At 33.3% G+C, this 22,144-nt stretch carries 18 protein-coding genes and 1 pseudogene; 5 read left to right on the forward strand and 14 right to left on the reverse strand.

Annotated features, from left to right (window positions below; genetic code table 11):
- Positions 1-85: 85 nt before the first annotated feature.
- Positions 86-508, forward strand: a pseudogene (locus AC1RPR_RS05175) (transposase); the annotation flags it as partial.
- A 126-nt stretch (positions 509-634) separates the two neighbouring features.
- Here the strand turns inward: AC1RPR_RS05175 and AC1RPR_RS05180 are convergent.
- On the reverse strand, positions 635-2,545 hold the full coding sequence (locus tag AC1RPR_RS05180) for an acyltransferase family protein (protein ID WP_481761719.1): 1,911 nt from the start codon (positions 2,543-2,545) through the stop codon (positions 635-637).
- An 81-nt stretch (positions 2,546-2,626) separates the two neighbouring features.
- Entirely contained in the window at positions 2,627-3,943 is a 1,317-nt protein-coding gene (gene obgE, locus AC1RPR_RS05185; protein WP_409022424.1) for a GTPase ObgE, read from the reverse strand.
- A 194-nt stretch (positions 3,944-4,137) separates the two neighbouring features.
- Between obgE and AC1RPR_RS05190 the strand changes: the two genes are divergently transcribed.
- Genes AC1RPR_RS05190 through AC1RPR_RS05200 form a run of 3 tightly spaced genes read left to right on the forward strand, consistent with a single transcriptional unit; the run spans position 4,138 to position 7,754 of the window.
- On the forward strand, positions 4,138-4,893 hold the full coding sequence (locus AC1RPR_RS05190; RefSeq protein WP_481761718.1) for a DeoR/GlpR family DNA-binding transcription regulator: 756 nt from the start codon (positions 4,138-4,140) through the stop codon (positions 4,891-4,893).
- Complete coding sequence (gene pfkB, locus AC1RPR_RS05195) at positions 4,890-5,801, forward strand: 1-phosphofructokinase (RefSeq protein WP_481761717.1); 912 nt, start codon at positions 4,890-4,892, stop codon at positions 5,799-5,801. Before AC1RPR_RS05190 ends, pfkB begins: the two co-directional genes overlap by 4 nt.
- 24 nt (positions 5,802-5,825) lie before the next feature.
- Complete coding sequence (locus tag AC1RPR_RS05200) at positions 5,826-7,754, forward strand: PTS fructose transporter subunit IIABC (RefSeq protein ID WP_409022421.1); 1,929 nt, start codon at positions 5,826-5,828, stop codon at positions 7,752-7,754.
- 115 nt (positions 7,755-7,869) lie between these two features.
- On the opposite strand, the gene uvrC is transcribed toward AC1RPR_RS05200, so the two are convergent.
- From uvrC to AC1RPR_RS05215, 3 genes are all read right to left on the reverse strand, one after another.
- Positions 7,870-9,639, reverse strand: a complete 1,770-nt coding sequence (gene uvrC, locus AC1RPR_RS05205; RefSeq protein WP_481761716.1) for an excinuclease ABC subunit UvrC — start codon at positions 9,637-9,639, stop codon at positions 7,870-7,872.
- Between the two features lie 109 nt (positions 9,640-9,748).
- Positions 9,749-10,483 carry an amino acid ABC transporter ATP-binding protein gene (locus AC1RPR_RS05210; RefSeq protein WP_409022419.1) on the reverse strand — a complete coding sequence of 245 codons (735 nt, stop codon included), beginning with the start codon at positions 10,481-10,483 and terminating at the stop codon, positions 9,749-9,751.
- Positions 10,476-11,936, reverse strand: coding sequence for an ABC transporter substrate-binding protein/permease (locus AC1RPR_RS05215; protein ID WP_481761715.1), 1,461 nt, complete (start codon positions 11,934-11,936; stop codon positions 10,476-10,478). The genes AC1RPR_RS05210 and AC1RPR_RS05215 overlap by 8 nt, the downstream gene beginning before the upstream one ends.
- Positions 11,937-12,138: 202 nt before the next feature.
- On the opposite strand from AC1RPR_RS05215, the gene AC1RPR_RS05220 reads away from it, so the two are divergent.
- Positions 12,139-12,291, forward strand: a complete 153-nt coding sequence (locus tag AC1RPR_RS05220; RefSeq protein ID WP_409022417.1) for an SPJ_0845 family protein — start codon at positions 12,139-12,141, stop codon at positions 12,289-12,291.
- Between the two features lie 37 nt (positions 12,292-12,328).
- Here AC1RPR_RS05220 and AC1RPR_RS05225 read toward each other — a convergent pair whose 3' ends face one another.
- The 9 genes from AC1RPR_RS05225 to AC1RPR_RS05265 form a co-directional block, all read right to left on the reverse strand.
- Positions 12,329-12,622 (reverse strand): nucleoside triphosphate pyrophosphohydrolase family protein, encoded by a 294-nt coding sequence (locus AC1RPR_RS05225; protein WP_409022416.1) that lies wholly within the window; start codon positions 12,620-12,622, stop codon positions 12,329-12,331.
- Complete coding sequence (gene yihA, locus AC1RPR_RS05230; RefSeq protein ID WP_481761714.1) at positions 12,612-13,217, reverse strand: ribosome biogenesis GTP-binding protein YihA/YsxC; 606 nt, start codon at positions 13,215-13,217, stop codon at positions 12,612-12,614. The genes AC1RPR_RS05225 and yihA overlap by 11 nt, the downstream gene beginning before the upstream one ends.
- Before the next feature lie 119 nt (positions 13,218-13,336).
- Positions 13,337-13,789, reverse strand: coding sequence for a hypothetical protein (locus AC1RPR_RS05235; protein ID WP_481761713.1), 453 nt, complete (start codon positions 13,787-13,789; stop codon positions 13,337-13,339).
- Between the two features lie 34 nt (positions 13,790-13,823).
- On the reverse strand, positions 13,824-14,891 hold the full coding sequence (locus AC1RPR_RS05240; RefSeq protein WP_409022413.1) for a WxLIP family cell surface protein: 1,068 nt from the start codon (positions 14,889-14,891) through the stop codon (positions 13,824-13,826).
- Positions 14,892-15,029: 138 nt separating this feature from the next.
- Positions 15,030-16,289: an ATP-dependent Clp protease ATP-binding subunit ClpX gene (gene clpX, locus AC1RPR_RS05245; protein WP_409022412.1), complete on the reverse strand. Its 1,260-nt coding sequence runs from the start codon at positions 16,287-16,289 to the stop codon at positions 15,030-15,032.
- Between the two features lie 177 nt (positions 16,290-16,466).
- Entirely contained in the window at positions 16,467-17,765 is a 1,299-nt protein-coding gene (tig, locus tag AC1RPR_RS05250) for a trigger factor (RefSeq protein WP_409022411.1), read from the reverse strand.
- Positions 17,766-17,914: 149 nt separating this feature from the next.
- Complete coding sequence (gene tuf, locus AC1RPR_RS05255) at positions 17,915-19,102, reverse strand: elongation factor Tu (protein ID WP_409022410.1); 1,188 nt, start codon at positions 19,100-19,102, stop codon at positions 17,915-17,917.
- Positions 19,103-19,417: 315 nt separating this feature from the next.
- Entirely contained in the window at positions 19,418-20,338 is a 921-nt protein-coding gene (locus AC1RPR_RS05260; protein WP_481761712.1) for a hypothetical protein, read from the reverse strand.
- Between the two features lie 58 nt (positions 20,339-20,396).
- On the reverse strand, positions 20,397-22,124 hold the full coding sequence (locus AC1RPR_RS05265; protein WP_409022408.1) for a ribonuclease J: 1,728 nt from the start codon (positions 22,122-22,124) through the stop codon (positions 20,397-20,399).
- Positions 22,125-22,144: the final 20 nt, after the last annotated feature.

Genomic DNA, 22,144 nt, shown 5'->3' on the forward strand with positions numbered 1-22,144 from the left:
GGACATACAAAAATCCCTCCATGATTATCGGATGAAATTATATTATTTCATCTGACAACCATAAAGGGATTATTACAAAGCTTTAAAAACTCAGTGGCGCCTTTTTCACAAACAAGAAACAGAACTAGAAAGTTCAAAATCTGTTTATTTTTTTAGTACGAAAGAATATATGACGCAACAGAATGTTGTTGATTTAGGATTAGAACAAAGTTCTAACTTCAAAAAAGTCTATGAAACATATCAAGATATTTTATTAGCTATCAATAAAGCCGACACTTCTAATTTAACTCAGTTATTAGAAGACTATCAACCTAATAACAGTGAAATGGATACTGTAATAACCACTTTTAAAAAGAATCAGCATTATATTAAAAATAGTTTATCTTCACCATATTCAAATGGCCCTATAGAGGGACTTAACCGAAAAATTAAAACACTTAAACGTAGCTGTTACGGTTTCAGAAACTGGCATCATCTATTTGAAAGAATTTTATTAATTCATAACTAAAAAAAGGAAATCCTTTTGGATTTCCCTTAATTAAATTAGACGTTTATCGTCTCACCAACACTATTTGACGCAGACCCAAAAATAAGAAGCCCTACAAACCATAGTTTGTAGGGCTTCTTAAGTATTTTACATATTTTTAATTAATTGTCTTGCAATATACGTTGCATAATACTTTGAACCATCGGGATCTGGATGAACATTATCATCATAAAACCACTCTGTATGATCCTTACTATATGAATACCAATCAATTATATGCAAATTTGAATATTTTTTCTTTTGTGTCTCCAACATGCTATTAACGGTACCTTCCCAACGCCTTGTTGGGACATGTACATTAATCCAGTAAACTTGTTTCCCCGAACCAACTGCACTCATAATATCGTCAAACTGATCGGTTGTAAATGGACTATTTGTCCCTAAACCAATAACAACGTTATCTTGAAGTTTACCTTGCTTAGCCAACAACCTAATATCATCAGCAGCTGTATATACCTGACGACCGACTTTTGCATCAACATACATATGTGGGAAATCATCTTGTAATATGTTTTCTCCATCTGCCAATACAGAATCACCAATTGCCGTTGCATATACGCTTGAGGCTTTTTTTGTCTCAGCCTTTGTTAATGATGTTGGGCTTTGTTTTTCAGCAACTACTTTTGAAGAACTAGTTTTAGAAGCACTTTTGCTACTTGATTGTTTTTTCTTAGAACTAGACGAGCTCGGTTTTTTTAATGCGTCAGCATTCTTTTTATCAGCTACTTTAGCATTCTCACTAATAGTATTCTGTAAAGCATTCACTCCAGTAATTGAAAGACTTGGTCCGTTAATTATTCCAAACAACGCTATACCAATTATTAATGCACCCACAATAATAGAAAATTTTTGACGAGTTTTTTTAATATCCTTTGTAAAGGTTTCTTTAATAAATGTAAATGTTTGTTTATAATTAAATCTTTGTAGAGGTCTTTCTAAGAATCGATATGACAAATCACTCACTAATAAAATGATAGATATTTCAATTAGCGCGTTTAGCCATGGATGATCACCTATACTCTGAATCTTTGACTCATAGAATACCATTATTGGAAATTGATATAGGTAAATGCCATAACTTCTCTTACCAACCCAAGTAAAAACAGGATTTGTCATAATTTTGTTCATATCCGCTCCAGGATGTGCAATTGTAGCTACAAAAATCATAACTAAAACTGAAAAGAAAAACATCCCTCCACGATAAACAAGCGAACTTTGATCTGACATAGTCAAAAACAAACTAATAATTGTTATGAGCGATACTATACCTAACGCATCTAAAACAAATCGGCCTTTTTTTGAAATTTCCTTTTTTAAAGAACTGCTTGGCCAAATAAATGAAAGTGCTGACCCCAATAAAATTGAAAACATTCTTGTATCCGTTCCATAATAGACACGACTTGGATCAGATCCTGCTTTATACAAGAAGGCCATCGCTAATGCGGAAATAAAAGCTAAGATAAAGATAAGATTAAAAATCCGTTCTTTTCGTTTTAAAAACACAATTAGCAACGCCACTATAATAGGCCAGAAAAAATAGTACTGACCTTCAATTGATAGCGACCAAAGATGCGTAAATGGTGATGGCGTCCCGAAATGATCAAAATATGATTCTTTGTGCAAAACTTGAAACCAATTATAAACATATAACAAATTTGATGCGAAAATTTCTTGAATATTTTTCAATAACTCTCTTTGAAATAGTGTTATATAGGCAATAGTTGCAATCAACATCGTCAATAACGCTGGATAAAGTCGTCGAACCCGTCGAATATAAAAGCCTAGAACATCAATTTTTTTATTTTGTTCCCATTCCTGATTAAGTAAATCAGTAATCAAGTAACCCGATACAACAAAAAATATCGGTACACCTAAGTATCCACCTTGTAGACTAGATGGCACGAGGTGATAAAGGATAACCCCAATAACAGCCAATGTCCTCACGCCATCAAAGCCAGTAATATATCTGGCTTTTTTTAATCTTTTTTTCTTATCCATCTTGTTCCGTTCTCCTCTTATCTTATATAAATTACCCTTTTATTTGCTGATAGCGTAACCGTAAATTATTAATATTCCGAATTATTCAACGAACTCAAATGAGAATTTATCAATTCTCACTATATCCCCACTTTTAGCACCACGTTCACGTAAAGCATCATCGACACCCATACCACGAAGTTGACGTGCAAAACGCATCAAACTTTCGTCTCGGTCCATATTTGTCATTTGGTATAGACGTTCTAATTTTTCTCCAGAAAGAACCCAAGTTAAATCTTCATCCCTATTAATAACAAAATCAGGTGCAGATTTTTCTTGTTCTTTTTCGAAATCATAGATTTTTTGTTGTGCTTCTTGTTCTTTCAAGTTTAGTGCTGGGAACATTGGTGTTTCTTCCAATAAATCACCAGCTACATTCATTAAGGTTTGTAGTCCCTCACGAGTAATAGAAGAAGTAGAAAATACACGAGGTGTTTCTTCCACTGTAGAATCTTCTGCCAATTGTTTTTTAAATGCTTCTAACTGTTCTGCAGCCCCTGGCATATCCATCTTACTTGCCACAATTAATTGCGGACGTTCAAGTAATTCAGGGTCATAATTTTTTAATTCTTTATTAATCTTAAGATAGTCGTCAAACGGATCACGACCTTCTTCAGGATTCATATCAACTAAATGAAGAATAACACGTGTCCGCTCAATATGACGTAAAAATTGAATTCCTAATCCAACGCCAACTGAAGCCCCTTCAATCAATCCGGGTAAATCAGCAATAACAAAATCACGGTTATCATCTAAACGAACCATCCCTAAATTAGGTGATAACGTTGTAAAATGATAATCTGCAATTTTAGGTTTGGCACTTGTCACAACTGAAAGAAGCGTTGACTTACCGACAGATGGAAATCCAACTAACCCAACATCAGCTAAAACTTTTAATTCAAGTTGAATTTTACGTTCTACTCCAGGTTCACCATTTTCAGAAATTTCTGGAGCTGGATTTTTAGGACTAGCAAATCTAATATTGCCACGACCACCTCGACCACCCTTGGCAACAACAGCATAATCTCCTTTATGAACGAGATCAGCGATTACTGCTCCTGTTTCAGCATCTTTAATTGTTGTTCCTTCTGGTACTTGAACTCTTTTATCAGGTGCACCATGTCCGTGCATCCCTTTAATCATTCCTTTTTCACCAGATTCAGCTCTAAAATGTTTACTGTATCTAAAATCCATTAAAGTTCTTAATCCTTCATCTACTTCAAATACAATACTACCACCACGGCCACCATCACCACCGGCTGGTCCACCATTAGGTACATATTTTTCTCGACGGAACGCTACCATCCCGTCGCCACCTTTACCTGCTTTTATTTCAATTGTAACTTGATCTATAAACATACGATCACCTATTCTTTCCGTTGACTACTAACTTACTATTTTAAAGAAGAAAAAGTCATTTGTCTATGTATTTACTTAACTCTTTTAAAAATTCAAGCCAATTTCTCATATTTCAAATTTTTTTGGTATTTTTGAATGTTTTTGGTTGATTTTGAATGTTTTTGGTGGTATTTTATTTATAAGGAGTTGAGAAAGTGCTTACAATTGAAAGGTGCCAATATATTATTTCTGAAATTGACAAACATGGTTATATTAAGTTACAAGATATTTGTCATAAATTAAATGTCTCAGAATCAACTGTTCGACGCGATTTACAGCAGCTTGAAACTGATGGTGAATTAGTAAGAGTTCATGGTGGTGCACAAAGCATCCAATCATTAAAAGTTGAAGCAAATTTAGAAGAAAAATTTTCATTAAATACGCCAAATAAAATAGCAGTTGCTAAAGCTGCTGCAAATTTAATCAAACCTAATAATGTGATTTTTCTTGATGCTGGTAGTACAACTTTCGCAATGATTCCCTATCTTAAGTTAGTTAACAATCTAACTGTTGTTACAAACGGTGTTAATCATGCACTTTCTCTTTCTGAAAATGATATTAGAACAATCGTCATCGGTGGTCAAGTTAAAGCTAATACAAAGGCTATTGTGGGAGCTGATAGTATTAAATCAATCAAGAACCTTCAATTTGATTTAGTCTTTCTCGGTATTAATTCAATTAACAATAAATTTGGATTTAGCACACCAGATCCTGAAGAAGCCGCAGTTAAACTGGCCGCAATTCATCAAAGTCGACAAACTTATGTTTTAGCCGACAAATCAAAATTTAACCAAGTTTCATTCATTAAAGTTGCAGATCTTAATCAGGCTACAATTATCACTGATAAATTGCCGGTAACTGATTCTGAAAATTATAAAACACAAACAAAAATTTTGGAGGTACAACAATGATTTACACAGTAACTTTAAATCCTTCTATTGATTACATCGTTCAACTAGATAAGTTAACGCTTGGCGAAGTTAATCGGATGGATTATGATACAAAATTACCAGGTGGTAAAGGTATAAACGTTTCCCGAATTTTAAATGAATTGAATCAACCTAATAAAGCACTTGGTTTTATTGGTGGATTCACAGGTGAATTTATTAAGTCAGCTATGATAGCTAATCACCTAGATACTCAATTTACAAAAATAAAAGCTGATTCTAGAATTAATATTAAAATAAAAGCTGACCAAGAAACCGAAATAAATGGTAAGGGTCCTCTAATATCAGATGATGAACTTAAACTATTCAATGAGCAATTTGAAACATTGACGTCTGATGATACTGTCATTTTAGCTGGTAGTTTAGTTCCTAACCTATCTCAAGATTTTTATTATGAATTAATTAAAGTAATTCGTTCTAAAGGCGCACAATTTGTTATTGATACAACTGGTGAAGCACTATTGAAAACAATTAGTGAAAAACCTCTCGTCGTGAAACCAAATCACCATGAATTAGCCGAATTATTCAATGTTACTTTAAACGGTATCAACGATATTGTGAAATATGGTCAAAAATTATTAGAATTAGGTGCACAACATGTTTTAATTTCAATGGCTGGCGATGGCGGCCTATTGATTACTAAAGATGCTGTTTACCAAAGTAATGCGCCTAAAGGGACTGTTATTAATTCAGTTGGTGCTGGCGATTCAATGATTGCTGGTTTTACAGGTACCTTTGCAAAAACTAATGATCCTATTGAAAGTTTTAAATATGGACTAGCTTGTGGCTCCGCAACTGCATTTTCTGAAGATATTGCAACTATTGAAAAAATTAACGAAATTTTACCACAAATTGATATTAAGAAAATCTAACTATTATAAAAGGAGTTTTACACTATGGACTTAAATGAATTATTACTTAAAGATGTCATGATTATGGATCTTCAAGCAACAACAAAAGCCGAAGCAATTGATGAAATGGTACATAAATACTTTGAGGCTGGCGTGATTGATGATGAGGAACTTTACAAACAAGACATTCTAAAACGTGAAGCACAATCAACTACTGGTATCGGTGAAGGTATTGCCATGCCACATGCAAAAAATAAAGCTGTTAAACGTGCTACTGTCCTATTTGCTAAAAGTAAAGCAGGACTTGACTATGATTCACTTGATGGTCAACCTACATTTTTATTTTTCATGATTGCTGCTCCTGAAGGTGCAAACGATGCCCATTTACAAGCATTAGCTGCTTTATCAAGTCTATTAATTAATCCCGATTTAGTTGATAAATTAAAAACAGTCACAACTCCAGATGAGGTTCAAGCTGCCTTCACTGCCGCTGAAAATGAAAAAGAAGCAAAAGAAGCTGCTGCACAACTTGCTGCTAAAAACACTGATGTTAAACCATCAGGTAATCCATACGTGGTCGCTGTAACAGCCTGCCCTACTGGTATCGCTCATACTTATATGGCTGAAGCTGCCCTCATCAAACAAGCTGAAGAGATGGGCGTTGACATTAAAGTTGAAACAAATGGCTCAGAAGGTATTAAGCATCGTTTAACTGACGAAGAAATTAAACGTGCGTCTGGTGTCATTGTCGCCGCTGATAAAAAAGTTGCTATGGATCGTTTCGATGGCAAACCTTTAATTAACCGTCCTGTTACCGATGGTATTAAAAAAGCCGAAGAATTGATTACTGCCGCAGTAAACGGAAAAGCACCTATTTATCATGCTAAAGGAACCGACGCTGCTGAAAATGATGAAGAAACCTCTGGTAGTGTTTGGAATGAAATTTATAAGAACTTAATGAACGGTGTATCACACATGTTACCATTTGTTGTTGGTGGCGGTATCTTAATGGCACTCTCATTCATCGTTGAACAATACGTTCCCGGTGGCTCAAGTTCACAAACTTTTATCTTCTTAAATGGAATTGGTAATTATGCATTTGCTTTCTTAGTACCTATCTTAGCCGGTTTTATTGCTATGAGTATTGGTGATCGTCCTGCCCTTATGCCTGGTATTGTTGGTGGTTACATGGCTAACTTTGCTGCCGCAAATGTTATTAAAACTGAATCTGTTTCTGGTTTCTTAGGTGGTTTAGCAGCTGGTTTTATTGCCGGTTATGTTATTGTCGGTCTTAAAAAACTCTTTAAAAACTTACCAAAATCACTAGATGGGATGAAACCTATCCTAATCTACCCTATTTTATCCTTATTAATTGTCGGCGCGATTATGTTCTTTATGGTTAATCCTATCTTCGCACAAATTAATCATGTCTTGTCAGATTTCTTAACTCATATGGGAACAGCCAATGCCGTCTTAATCGGTACAATTCTTGCTGCTATGATGGCTATCGATATGGGTGGTCCATTTAACAAAGCAGCTTATACATTCTCAATTGGTGTCTTCACTTCTACTGGTGATGGTAAAATGATGGCTGCTGTTATGGTTGGTGGTATGATTCCTCCACTTGCAATAGCTATTGCATCAACATTCTGGAAAAATAAATTTTCTGAAGATGAAAGAAAAGCCGGTTTGTCAAACTACATTCTTGGTATTTCATTTATTACTGAAGGTGCTATTCCTTACGCAGCAGCAGATCCATTACACGTCATTACATCAAGTGTAATTGGTGCTGCAATCGGTGGTGGTTTAAGTCAATTCTGGAACGTCTCTGTTCCTGCACCTCATGGTGGTCTTTGGGTAATTGCCTTAGCTACAAATAAAACGTTCTACTTACTTTCTGTTTTAATTGGTGCTGCAGTTGCAGGGATTATCCTCGGTATCTGGCGTCCAGTTGCAAAAGAAAATAAGAAATAATTCGTTTAACTTTGAAGAGCTATCAGGATAATACCTGATAGCTCTTCTTTATTTTAAAATAAAAAGGAGTCCTTAATGACATAAATCTCTGTCATTAAGGACTCCTTTTGTAAATTTATAATGATAATTTTATTGTTTGTGCGACTGTCTTTGAAATACCTAATCCTTGTAACTCTTCCATTGAAGCGTCTTTAATATGTTTCATCGACCCAAATTCTTTTAACAATTTCGTTTTGGTTTTTGGCCCAACACCCTGGATAGAATCTAAACGAGAACTAAGTGAGTTCTTTGAATGAACTTGACGATGAAAGGTAATGGCAAATCGATGGACTTCATCTTGAATCCTTTGTAAAAGGTAAAACCCTTCACTCTTTGGATCCAATGATAGTCTTTGATCAGCATCACCAAACATTAAATCAGATGTTTTATGCTTGTTATTTTTAACCATCCCCGCTACTGGAATCATTAAATCTAATTCATTACTTAAAACGTCTTTTGCAGCTTCTATTTGTATTTCAGCACCATCCATTAAAATTAAATCTGGCATAGGCTTACCTTCCTTCAAAAGACGTGTATAACGTCGGCGAACAACTTCACGTGTACTTGCTGCTTCATCCGCATGATCAACTGTATTCAACTTATATTTGCGATATTCGCTCTTCTCAGGTTTACCATCAATAAAACTAACCATGGCTGATACCAGATCAGTCCCTTGTATATGTGAGTGATCAAAAGATTCTATTCGATGACCTTCTGGAATCCCCATAGCGTCTGTAATTTCTTTCATGGCACCAGTTGTTTTGCGCCCATCTAATTCTAGTAATCTGAATTTTTCTTCAAGAACTAAGCGAGCATTTTTTTTAGCTAATTTTAAAAGTTCACTTTTTTGCCCACGTTGTGGTGTCCGAATTGGTACTTGTAAGATATCAGATAAGATATCTGTATCAATTCCTGCTGGAACTAATATTTCTTTTGGTAACACATTATTTTTTCGATTATAAAACTGAAGGATAAAAGTTGCCATTTCTTCTTCAGCCGTTGTTACAATTGGAAAAAGTCTTTTTTCTCGCTTCATTAATCGTGCTTGCCTAATAAAGAAAACTTGAATTGACAACCAACCTTTATCCAGATAGAAATTAAACAAATCTCTAGGTGTATTATCATTTGAAATGATTTTTTGTTTTTCAACAGTAACTTCAATAAAATGAATTTGATCACGTAATTCAGCGGCACGTTCAAATAACATTTCATCCGCTGCCTTACTCATTTCTTTTTTTAGTTTTTGTTTTGCTACAATCACATTACCATTTAAAAATGATTTGATTTTTTTTATTTGAGCCTCATATTTTTCATGCGGAACTTCTTTAAAACAAGAGCCTAAACATTGCCCCATATGATAATACAAACATGGTCGCTTCTGAAATCCATTGCATCTTCTTAAAGGATAAACTTTTTGTAAAAACTGCAATGTTTCCTGAGCTGCATAAACATTTGGATAAGGACCAAAATAAAATCCACCGTCCTTATTAACCTGACTAACGATTTGCATCATTGGGTCTTTTTCATTTGTAATTTTAATATATGGATATCCAGTACCTTTCTTTAATTTTATATTATAATACGGCTGATGTTTTTGAATTAAAGTAATTTCCAACAGAAATGCTTCTTTATCAGTGGATGTAATAATTGTTTCAAAATCAACAATTTGAGAAACCAATTTAGCTGTTTTTCCATCATGCGCACTTTTGAAGTAAGAACGCACCCGATTTTTTAAATTTTTTGCTTTCCCAACATAAATAATCTGACTATTTAAATTTTTCATGATATAGCATCCTGGTAATGCTGGTAATAATGCTAATTTATTTTCGATATGCTCTGAAGCCAATCGAGGCACCTTCTTTACGTTAATATATGCTTTAATTATACCCCGAACAAGCGTTTGAATAAAGAAAATAGATTCCAAATAGACGGGAGTCTATCTGAAATCTATTTTTTTACAATATCTTTGATAAAAAATCTTGCGCACGTTCTGACGTCGGATGATCAAAAACATCTTCTGGACGTCCTTTTTCTTGAATATATCCTTGATCCATGAACCAAATTTGATCTGCTACTTCTCTAGCAAAACCCATTTCATGTGTCACAACTACCATCGTCATTCCGTCACTAGCCAACGTTTTCATAACTTTAAGTACTTCTCCGACCATTTCAGGATCTAATGCTGAAGTTGGCTCATCGAATAAGAGTACTTCTGGATCCATGGCTAATGCTCTGGCAATCGCAACTCGTTGCTTTTGACCACCAGATAAACTATCTGGATATTGTAGTGCCTTATCTGCTAATCCAACTTTTTCTAATAAATTGGTAGCTATATCAGCTGACTCTTTATCTGATATATTTTTAACTTTCATGGGAGCCAATTTTATATTCTCAATTACATTCATATTTGGAAACAAATTAAAACCTTGAAAAACCATCCCCATTTTTTCTCTCAATTGATTTAAGTCTTTTTCATTTAAACTTGTTAAATTTTCACCTTCGAATAAAATATCCCCTGATGTAGGAACTTCAAGTAGATTCAGACAACGTAAAAAGGTACTTTTACCAGATCCTGATGGTCCAATCACACAGATAACCTGTCCTTTATCAACTGATTCAGAAATATCTTTTAAAACATCATTTTTTCCAAAGGATTTTCTTAATTTATTAACTTCAATAATTTTAGACATGCTTCATCTTCCCTTCAAAGTAATTTAATAATTTAGATAAGCTAAATGTTAAAACAAAGTAAATTAACATTGCAACAAAGATAGGCGCAATACCTTTATAAGTAGCTGATTGAACCATTTTCATCTGATAAATTAAATCAGTCACACCAATAATAGAAACAATTGAACTTTCTTTTATTAATGTTATAAATTCATTTCCCAGAGCTGGCCAAATATTTTTTAGTGCTTGTGGAATAATAACAGACTGATACGTCTCTTTCTGTGAAAGCCCCAAACTTCTTGCTGCTTCCATTTGTCCATCATCAACAGAAGAGATTCCCGATCGTATTACTTCAGCTATATATGCGCCTGAATTAAGCGATACAGCAATAATACCTGCAATTAGCGCTGGAATATTTACTAACATTCCAATACCGAAGTACACAAACATCACTTGAATCATTAGAGGCGTTCCACGAACAAATTCAATGTAGGATACTGCAATTACTTTAATCACTTTATTTTTGCCCAAACGCATGAGTGCTAGCAACGTTCCTAATATAACACCAACAATAACTGAAACCGCCGTTATTAATAAAGTATAACCAATTCCTTTGGCAAAATATTTCCAATAGTGAATCATTGTGTTATCCGATGTATTTTTTGTTAAATAATTACTAGCCTCAGGTAAATATGTCGTATTTATTAAATTTTTCTTTTTAATTTCTTTAATAGACTTATTTACAGCTGCCACCAAAGTATCGGAATTCTTTGCAAATCCGGCTGCAGCTCCCCTTGCATCAGGCGCTGAGATAAATCCAGGATTAACAACTGCTAATGAACTATCATTTTGTGCGTATGCTTTAGCAGTTGGTTCTTCCATGGCAACACCCGCTACCTTACCACTTTTAAGCGCTAAAATTAAATCGGTTACTTTAGCCAACCCTTTAATATTCACATTTTTTATTTGTTCTTTACTCATTGTATATTGAAGCGATCCAGTTTGAGCCCCAACTGATAGCCCAGAAAAATCATTTAAAGTCTTATATTTATCTTCATCAGTCTTATTAACCAACATCATTTGTTTTCCATTGTAATAAACATCTGAAAAATCAATACTTTTTTTACGATCATCCGACGGATTCATACCTGAAATAACCATATCAATTTTATTAGTTTCTAAGCCAACAAGTAATGAGTCAAAATCCATTTTCTTAATTACTAACTTAACTCCAATGTCTTTAGCAATTTTTTGTGCAATTGAAATATCAAATCCAACGATTTTATCATCGCCATTAACTGTTGTTTGAAATTCATAGGGTGGATAATCTGGACTTGTTCCAAGTACTAACGTTCCCTTATCCTTAACATTCTGTAAAGAGTTACCAGTTGCAGCACTTACTTGATTACTACCAACTAACATCATGAAAAATGCGATTAATATACCTATAAACCATTTTTTATTTATTTGCATCAATTTACTCCTCTTTTTTAATTTCTCTTATTAGTGAATAAATCGATTATATGCTACAAAGATTTTTTATGCAATTAAATACATATAATAAATGACTTTATACATATAAAAGTTATTTAAAGCGCTTTTTATGCATTAATCAGTTGTCTTGTATTCATTTTAATAAACTGTTATTCTATATTTACATAAGGAGGCTACAATTATGAGCTTAAAAATCCAACGCCAAGATAACTTGGAAAGTTTATTTGATAAATTTGCACTTGACCCTAAAGATCCTGCTAAAGTTGAACTTAAGTCTTCAGAAACGGAAGAGAAGCCTAGTTCTGATGTTAAAGAATCGAAACCTAAAAAATAAAAAAATTCAGATAAGTTATAAACTTATCTGAATTTTTTTATTTTTTAAATCCATCTGGGTAACGTTTATTTAATTTTAAAATATTATCTCTTGCAACATCATCAAATTCAATATCGGCCCATTCAGCAATTTGGGATAAATACCAAAGTACATCTCCCATTTCTTTAGTTAATTTCACTTTATCTAATTCTCGACCTTTAAAAGTATAATCTTTAATTAAATCAACTAATTGTCCACCTTCAGCCGCAACACCTAATGCACAATTTGTTAAAACTTGTTCAGTTCCATATAATGTGCGATTTGCTGCTTCTTGATATTCATTAAATTCCATTTTTTTCTCCTAGTTCTGTATGACTTTCAATCCATTGCCAAATCTCTTCTTTTCCAGATTTGTCTTGAGCCGAAAATAAAACAAAATCATCTTCAGGTGTCAAAGACAATGAACGTCTTATGATACTCTCATGTTGATTCCACTTACCACGAGAAATTTTGTCGCTCTTTGTCGCAACAACCAATACAGGAATATCGTAATAGTGAAGAAAATCAACCATTTGAACATCTAATTTTGTTGGCTCATGTCGAGCATCAACTAATGAAATGACCCCTCTTAAAGAAGTACGTTCTGCTAAATAGGTTTCAATCATTTGTCCCCACTTTGCACGTTCTGTTTTTGACACTTTTGCATATCCATATCCTGGAACATCTACGAAAAATAATTTTTGTTCCACGTTATAAAAGTTCAATGTTTGCGTTTTTCCAGGCTGACTAGAAGTTCTCGCATAACTTTTACGATTTATTAACGTATTTATTAATGATGATTTTCCAACATTAGAACGTCCTGACAGTGCAATCTCAGGAATACCATCTGTTGGATACTGTGCTGGTGCAACGGCACTCATAACAAGTTCAACATTATGAACATCCATATTAAACACCTTCCTTTCAATACTCAAACCATTTTACCATATAAAAATGTGTTAATGTAACTTAATCTGAATCAAAAAGCTTTACAACATGAATTAAATAATTCGATGTTGTAAAGCTTTTATTTTGTTGCTGCCGTTTGGATAATCCAAATTATTTGTACTTCCGAATATGTTACCACATGCGTTGTCAAAATCTGAATTAAAGTATTGGGCCAATAAAATAAATATTCCCCACTACTATCTTTAGCATTTGCTGTTATATTAGTTGAATCTCCAGAAATTAGATCACCATAAGTTCTTGGCATATTCTTTAATCCAGACTGTAACTTTGGCCGAAATAAGTCAACATGTACAATATCGTTTGACTTATATTGTAGCCTACCTTTCAATTGCCATGATGGTGTCAATCCATCAGTTGCGATTATTTGCAAATAAGGTGATTCTCTATTATTACTATCAGAATAAATTGCAAATTCTGAATTATTTTTCTTAACATATTTGTTAACCGTATTAGGTAACGTACTGTACCCATACGTTATGTCTGCAGACACACTTTTAAGTGTCACGAGCATACTGAAAAATAAAATAAATAATAATATTAAATACTTACTTATCAGCTTTTTTCTTATCAACATATCTTTTAATAAGGAAAAAGATTAGTATCACTAGGATTGCGAGACCAAGACCTAAAGCAACATACCATAGCGGATTTGTTGCTTTTTGTGGATCTCCAATAGCATCTTTGTTGTACTTACTTGCATCATCATTTGTAATTGTGAAGTTTTTATTGAATTTCCAAGTGTTTTTACCACTTGTTGCTACAGCCTTTAATGTGTAGTCTCCAGCTTCTAATTGACCCTTGTCATAAAGCATTGGGAATTTGAAATTTGAATTAGGAGCCATTGATAGGTTCTTTAATGTTGTATTTTCTAAAACATCTGTTGAACCCTTTTTCATAATTTCAGATTTAATTGTTAATTTAGGAATAATTACGGCTTTATCGTTTTGGAATACAGGGAATACACCTTTACGATAGTTTCTCATACCAGCTTTAACTGATAATAAATTCATATTTGGTTCAACCGTCTTCTTCTCTAAAATTTTAATTCCAATTGCATATGAATATGCATTTGAAATTGAAATCCCTTTTTTATTACTTGTTTCTTTAGTTGAATTATCAACTTTTTCAAAATACCAGCTACCTAACAAAACACCGTTGAAACTATCTTTTGGCATAGTAATTGTAGCCTTAACGATTTTACTTCCTTTAGCAGGAACTGTTACGACACTACCTGAATCTAACTTAGTAAGTGAAGCTAAAGGATATTTCATTGATTTATCAATATTCTTTTTTGCTAATTCTTTTGCATATTCAAGCTGACCATTATCATTTGTAGATGCTGTATAAACAGCATTACGAATTTTTAATGCTTTGTCTGATGAATTAAAGATTTTAACTGAAATCGTTTCTTTTTCCTTAGCATCCAATTTCAAATCAAAGTATGATTGTTTCAAACTAGCTTTAACTTGTTTATCAGATTGAATACTTTGAACACTGTACCCAATATTATTTGCAGGAGCCTTAGCTTCAACAGACTTATTGAATAACCCAAGTCCACCCAACAATACCCCAGAAAATCCGAACAAAATCGCTTTTTTTATTGTTTTATTCATGACGTCCACCCTTTATTATTTATTAAAATTATTAACCTTAAATTCATTATACTACATTTATATTCATTACTATGTCTTTTTTTTAGAGTGTACTCACTATATTTGACAGTCTTTAAATGACTATACTCTAACAAGACTTTAAGATGCTGCTTTCTTGCTCCCTTTAATTATTACAGGACCATCAGTTTGATCAACTGTTGCTTTAGTGATAATTACGCGCTCGATGTCTTCTTGGCTTGGAATATCAAACATAACATCACGCATTGTTTCTTCAATAATAGATCGCAAACCTCGTGCCCCAGTATCTCGCTTAATAGCAAGTTCGGCAACTCGTGACAATGCCTCAGGTTCGAATTCAAGCGTCACACCATCTAATTCAACAAGTTTTGTATATTGTTTAACCAATGCATTTTTAGGTTCCGTTAAAATTCGAACTAAATCTTCTTCTTTTAATTCTTCTAAAGCTGTCATAATTGGTAAACGACCAACAAATTCAGGAATTAATCCAAATTTTAATAAATCTTCTGGAATAATTTGTTGCATAACACTATTTTGTTCATCAATAGTTTCAGAATTGGATTCAGCACCGAAACCAATCGTTTTATCGCCTAATCGATTTTTGACCATTGTTTCAATTCCAGCAAATGCCCCACCAACAATAAATAAAATATTCTTAGTATCTATTTGAATTAATTCTTGTTGTGGGTGTTTACGTCCACCTTGAGGCGGAACACTTGCAATAGTACCTTCAAGAATCTTTAAAAGTGCCTGTTGAACACCCTCACCTGATACATCACGTGTGATTGAAACATTCTCACTCTTCTTAGCAATTTTATCGATTTCATCAATGTAGATAATTCCTTTTTCAGCTTTTGCAACATCATAATCTGCACTTTGCAATAATTTTAAAAGGATATTTTCAACATCTTCACCAACATATCCAGCCTCAGTTAAAGTAGTGGCATCTGCAATAGCAAATGGTACGTTTAAAATTTTAGCTAAACTTTGTGCTAAATATGTCTTACCTGATCCCGTAGGACCAACTAAACAAATATTACTTTTTTGTAATTCTGTTTCGTCATTATCTTCGTCAACTTCAAGCATATGATTAACTCGTTTATAATGATTATAAACCGCAACTGACAACGTTTTTTTAGATTGATCTTGCCCAATTACATAATCATTCAATTTATTCATAATTGCTTGTGGTTTTAATACAAGTAATGGTTCAGAATCCATTTGTTCCCTGAATTCCTCGTCGATAATTTCCTTACATAAATCAACACATTCATTACAAATATAAACACCAGGTCCAGCAACGATTTTCATTACTTGATCTTGTGACTTACCGCAAAAAGAACAATTTACGGGTCCGCCTTCTTCAGTATTTTCGAACATTTTACCACCTCGTATTTTTCTTCTCATCTTTTACTTTATGCATACCTATAGTACCAAATAAAGCAATATTTCGCGAATATTTACGTTCAAATGTATTTAACAAAAAAGATTGAAGCTAATAAACTCGCTTCAATCTCATTCATTCAAAATGATTAATCAAAATATCCGATTAATTATTTATTTTTTCATTTTTGCTTCTTCAACTGCTGAGTCAGCTAACTCGTCAACAACTTTCTTGATAGCAATATCATGTTTTACCATATCGTCTGAAAGAGCAGAACGAACTGCTTCTTCTTCCATACCATATTGTTCTGCTAAGTTTGATATTTCAGATGAAACTTCTTCTTCAGAAGGTTCAATTTTTTCAGCGGCAACGATAGCTTCTAACACAAGATTTGTTTTAACACGACGTTCTGCGCCTTCTTCAAATTGTTTGTGTAAATCGTCTTCACTTGTTCCTGTTAATTGGAAGTACATCTTTGTGTCAATTCCTTGTTGTTGCATATTTGCAAGGTATTGATCCATTTGGCGATGAACATCTTCTTCAATCATTGAATTAGGAATTTCATCAACTTTAGCATTATCAACTGCTAATTCAATTGCTGCATCTTGAATTGCTTCCTTAGCTGCAGCTTCTTTTGTTTCTTTAATTTGATCTTTTGTTTTTGCTTGTAATTCTTCAAGCGTATTAACTTCTTCATCAACATCTTTAGCAAATTCATCATCCATTTCTGGAAGTTCTTTGCCTTTGACTTCATGAACTTTAACAGCAAATACTGCTTCTTTACCACGTAAGTCTTCAGCTTGGTAATCTTCAGGGAATGTAACTTTTACGTCAACATCCTCTCCAGCTTTATGTCCTACCAATTGGTCTTCAAATCCAGGAATAAATGAATTTGAACCTAATTCAAGAGTATAATTTTCTGATTTTCCACCATCAAATGCAACGCCATCAACTTTACCTTCAAAATCAATGATAACAGTGTCGCCAGAAATAGCTGCTTCGTCTTCTTTAAGTACAAGTTCAGCTTGTTGTTGACGTTTTGCTTCTAAACTATCTTCTACGTCTTTTTTAGTTACTCGACGTGATTGTTTAGGAACAGTTAATCCTTTATAGTCACCTAATTCAACTTCTGGTTGAAGTGTAACTTTAGCTTTAAGGACCCATGTAGAATCTTTTTCTAAACTATCAATGTTAATATCAGGTTGATCAACGGGTGATACTTTAACTTCTTCAAGTGCCTTTTCGTATGCTTCTGGCAATAGAATGTTTAAAGCATCTTCGTATAATGATTCTTCACCATACATTCTGTTAAATACTTGACGTGAAACTTTTCCTTTACGGAATCCAGGAACAGTTAAATCTTTCTTAACTTTTAAGAAAGCTTTTTCCAATCCTTCTTTAATTTTATCAGTTTCAATTTCGAATGTTATTTCTCCATTGTTTTTACCTGTTTTTTCAAATTTTGCTGACATTGTTTTCCCTCCGGTAGAACAAAAATTTTATATTCGTACTATTTATATACTTGTCTATTTTACCGTATCATTACTAGATTGTAAATGGTTATAAAAAAAAATTCGAAAAGCAAAAGCTTTCCGAATTTCTTTTTTTAATTAATTAAAAATTAATCATCAATTTCTGAAACGACTCCGGCACCAACAGTACGGCCACCTTCACGAACAGTAAATTTAAGACCTTTTTCAATAGCAACTGGGGCGATTAATGATACTGTAAATGTAACGTTATCACCAGGCATAACCATTTCTACACCTTCTGGTAATTCAATAACACCAGTAACATCAGTTGTATGGAAGAAGAATTGAGGACGGTAGTTTGAGAAGAATGGAGTATGACGTCCACCTTCTTCCTTAGAAAGGATATAAACTTCGCCTTTGAATAATTTGTGAGTTTTGATTGAACCAGGTTGTGCAAGAACTTGTCCACGTTCGATTTGTTCGCGATCAACACCACGGAGTAAAGCACCAACGTTATCGCCGGCTTCACCTTCGTCAAGTGTTTTACGGAACATTTCGATACCTGTAACTGTTGTTTTAAGAACATCTTCATGTAAACCAACAATTTCAATATCGTCTCCGACTTTAACTGTACCACGATCGATACGACCTGAAGCAACAGTTCCACGACCAGTAATTGTAAATACATCTTCAACTGGCATTAAGAATGGTTGGTCTGTAGGACGAACTGGTGTTGGGATGTATGAATCAACAGTATCCATTAATAATTCAACTTGTTTTACAGCTTCTGGATCGCCTTCAAGGGCTTTAAGAGCTGAACCACGGATAACAGGAATATCATCGCCTGGGAAATCATATTCGCTTAATAATTCACGAACTTCCATTTCTACAAGGTCTAATAATTCTTCATCATCAACCAAATCAGTTTTGTTTAAGAACACGATAAGGTAATCAACACCAACTTGGCGAGCAAGTAAGATATGTTCACGTGTTTGAGGCATAGGGCCATCAGTTGCGGCTACAACTAAGATAGCACCATCCATTTGTGCAGCACCAGTGATCATGTTTTTAACGTAATCAGCATGTCCTGGAGCATCGATATGTGCGTAATGACGTGCAGCTGTTTCGTATTCAACATGGGCAGTATTGATAGTAATACCACGTTCACGTTCTTCAGGTGCAGCATCGATTGAAGCGAAATCTGCTGCTTCACCGAAACCGTTGTCTGATAATACTTTACTAATTGCAGCTGTTAAAGTTGTCTTCCCATGATCGACATGTCCAATAGTACCAATATTAACATGGGGTTTTGTTCGTTCGTAATGTTCTTTTGCCATGAATAAGAGCCTCCTAGTGTTTTTGTAAGAATAAAACAGTTTTAGAAAATCTAACCCTGATGATTCTTTGTTTTTATTATACTACTTCTTTATTTAATAACAAAATACATTATCATCAAATAAAGAAGAATCCTTAAAATATTATATAGACTGTTTAGAGTTTTGTAAATACCTATTTAAAGAATACTGAAACTTTTTATCTCGTCTTAAAATAACCTGGTTAAATCTACGCTCATACAACTAAATCTAAGTGAAATTTTGGATTCTTTATTAGAATATCATAGATTACTGTAAACGGCTAGCTTTACCTAATCATTAATTCATAATTTCAGTTAATTCTTTCGAAAGTAATGCATTTAATTCAACCATATACGTTAAATTTTCAGTCCTTTTAAAAGTGGATTCCATACCTAACTCACTTTTTACTAATTCAATCCATTCTTTCTCAATACCCAAAAAATCACTTGCAAAAGGATAAATCATCCCCAATTTTAAATTTAACATATGATTTAAAGAATTATTCATTTGTACATCAATAGTTCCCTCATCATTTTTTGTTAATTGATTAATTGTCAGTAATACAGGTTCATTTTCATTTGCAACTAATTTTTTTACGTCAATTTTTTTCTGAGTTCCATCAACCCATAAATAGTTTATTATTTCAATATTATTAGGTATCTTTTGTACCTCTTGCAATAGACTTGATTTTATAATTGGATGTACGTCTTTATCCATAAATATTTTTTGACAAGCATCTAAGAATTCATTTTTAGGTAGTACCAGTCCACTTTGAACAATTTGTTGCTGTCCAAAAAAGTCCACTGAACCTAAGTGTGCAAATTGACGTTCATTTTGTCTAAGTTGTTTATCGAATTTTTCACGGCATTCATTTTCAGCATCCAAAACTAGTGATGTGGCAAAAGGTTGCTCTTTAACCAATTGCCAAGCTCGAATAAATTTATTGTTTTTTAACAGTATATTTAAATAAACTGCAAATTGATCCCCACGTTTTAAGTAATCGCTATAAAATTCGTCAGCGATAATTAACGCTTCTTGAAATTGAGCATCCAAAACTAGAGAATTAACCAATAATTTATTATTTTTAAAACTACGATGACCATCATAATTTTTTGTGAATAATTGTGATGCTAGTTGATAATTTTTGTCACTTACAGCCTTTTTTGCTAACTGATAATTTTGTTTCTCTTGGTCGGGAAACGGAATAATTTCTGCCATAATATCCTCTATTTATTCTAAAAAAAGGGATAACAACATTTGTGTTATCCCTTTTTGATTATTTTTCGTTATTTTTTGTTTCCGCCGGTTTAACTTCTTTAGACTTTGTTGATTTTCTATGATACTGATTAATTTCCATAATAACAGGTAAAATAACTGGACGTCGTTTTGTTTGTTCATATAGGAAATGACTCATTTTTTCACGAACATCTTGTTTTAAATGTCCCCAATCAAATTCTTTATTGTTCAAATTATCTTGTACTGTTTCTGACACAATTTCAGCACTCTTTTCAATTAAATCAAGGCTCGTTTTTGTATAAACAAATCCTCTTGATGTAATTTTAGGCTTGTTTATGATTTTTTTCTTTTTACGATCAATTGTGACGACTGCAATAAAAATACCATCTTCAGAAAGTATTTTACGATCTCTCAGTACAATATTTCCAATATCACCAACACCAATACCATCAATCATGGTATTTCCTGCTTCAACTTGCGATCCTAAATTCATTTTTCCTTCAGAATAACTTAAAACATCACCCTTACCAGTAATAAAGATATGATCATATGGCATTCCTAATGTATGTGCTAAATCAGCATGTGCCGCAAGTAATCGATATTCACCTTGAATTGGAACCAGGTATTTTGGTTTCATTAAATTGATCATTAGTTGTAAATCATTTTGACCAGCATGACCTGAAGAATTTAATTCATCAGAAATTGCTTTCACATCAGCTCCTGCTCGGTAAATGAGATCTCTTGTCTTTGCCACATTAGTTTCCATAGCTTTTGACGTTGTTGTCGTAATGAAAACAAGATCTCCTTCATGAATATTAACAGTTGAATGTTGATTTAAAGCCATTCGCTGTAATGATTTTAAAGGTTCACCCATTTTACCTGTTTCCAATATAATTAGTTGATCATCGTCATATTTGCTAATATCACTCATTGGAACAATTAAATTTTCATCAGGAAGAACTAATTTCTTCAAATCCATAGCTGTTTTAACGATTTTTTCAACATCGTGTCCTGTTAATATAACCTTTCGATGACTTTCCTTTGCAGCATTTAGTATCTGTTGTACTCGTAATATATTTGATGCCACACAGGCAACAATAATACGACCTTTTTGATATTCAAATGTTTCATTAATGTATTCGTCAATTGCACTTTCATTGACTGTTGGGAATGGGTTCTCAGCATTAGCTGAATCACTTAATAACGCTAAAACACCATTCTTACCAATCTCAGCTAAACGTCCAAAATCTGTTTGGTAAACTGGTGCCGCAGCTTGATCGAACTTAAAATCACCTGTATAAACAATCTGCCCTTCATCAGTACCTAAAACGATTCCTAATGATTCAGGAATTGAATGGGTCGTTTTAAAGAATGAAATTGTCGTTTTACCAAAATCAATCTCAGTCTGATCATTAACAACGTGAAAATCAGAAAATTTACTTGCCTTAGGATCATTTTCAATATTAATTTTTGCTAATGCAATTGTTAATTCTGATCCAAAAACAGGCACATCAAATTCACTCACAAAGTATGGTAATGCACCAATTGCATCTGCATGCCCATGTGTTAAGAAAACACCTACAATTCGTTCTTTATTTTCTCTCAAATAACTAAAATCAGGAATTACAATATCAATCCCTAATAAGCCATTTTCTGGATACATTAATCCAGAATCAAAAATAAATAGATCATCATCCACTTCAACGACATACATATTTTTACCATTTTCTCGAACGCCACCAAGTGGAATTATTTTAACTTTACTCATTACTTCACCTCTTACATATT

This window comes from Dellaglioa sp. CoH-57-MRSF-22, from assembly GCF_056781895.1.

What these genes read in the sequence shown, in the direction of transcription:
- AC1RPR_RS05180 (WP_481761719.1), bottom strand. Translation starts at nt 2,545, where the DNA reads ATGGATAAGAAAAAAAGATTAAAAAAAGCCAGATATATTACTGGCTTT.
- obgE (WP_409022424.1), bottom strand. Translation starts at nt 3,943, where the DNA reads ATGTTTATAGATCAAGTTACAATTGAAATAAAAGCAGGTAAAGGTGGC.
- pfkB (WP_481761717.1), top strand. Translation starts at nt 4,890, where the DNA reads ATGATTTACACAGTAACTTTAAATCCTTCTATTGATTACATCGTTCAA.
- AC1RPR_RS05200 (WP_409022421.1), top strand. Translation starts at nt 5,826, where the DNA reads ATGGACTTAAATGAATTATTACTTAAAGATGTCATGATTATGGATCTT.
- AC1RPR_RS05210 (WP_409022419.1), bottom strand. Translation starts at nt 10,483, where the DNA reads ATGTCTAAAATTATTGAAGTTAATAAATTAAGAAAATCCTTTGGAAAA.
- AC1RPR_RS05215 (WP_481761715.1), bottom strand. Translation starts at nt 11,936, where the DNA reads ATGCAAATAAATAAAAAATGGTTTATAGGTATATTAATCGCATTTTTC.
- AC1RPR_RS05220 (WP_409022417.1), top strand. Translation starts at nt 12,139, where the DNA reads ATGAGCTTAAAAATCCAACGCCAAGATAACTTGGAAAGTTTATTTGAT.
- AC1RPR_RS05225 (WP_409022416.1), bottom strand. Translation starts at nt 12,622, where the DNA reads ATGGAATTTAATGAATATCAAGAAGCAGCAAATCGCACATTATATGGA.
- yihA (WP_481761714.1), bottom strand. Translation starts at nt 13,217, where the DNA reads ATGGATGTTCATAATGTTGAACTTGTTATGAGTGCCGTTGCACCAGCA.
- AC1RPR_RS05235 (WP_481761713.1), bottom strand. Translation starts at nt 13,789, where the DNA reads ATGCTCGTGACACTTAAAAGTGTGTCTGCAGACATAACGTATGGGTAC.
- AC1RPR_RS05240 (WP_409022413.1), bottom strand. Translation starts at nt 14,891, where the DNA reads ATGAATAAAACAATAAAAAAAGCGATTTTGTTCGGATTTTCTGGGGTA.
- clpX (WP_409022412.1), bottom strand. Translation starts at nt 16,289, where the DNA reads ATGTTCGAAAATACTGAAGAAGGCGGACCCGTAAATTGTTCTTTTTGC.
- tig (WP_409022411.1), bottom strand. Translation starts at nt 17,765, where the DNA reads ATGTCAGCAAAATTTGAAAAAACAGGTAAAAACAATGGAGAAATAACA.
- tuf (WP_409022410.1), bottom strand. Translation starts at nt 19,102, where the DNA reads ATGGCAAAAGAACATTACGAACGAACAAAACCCCATGTTAATATTGGT.
- AC1RPR_RS05260 (WP_481761712.1), bottom strand. Translation starts at nt 20,338, where the DNA reads ATGGCAGAAATTATTCCGTTTCCCGACCAAGAGAAACAAAATTATCAG.
- AC1RPR_RS05265 (WP_409022408.1), bottom strand. Translation starts at nt 22,124, where the DNA reads ATGAGTAAAGTTAAAATAATTCCACTTGGTGGCGTTCGAGAAAATGGT.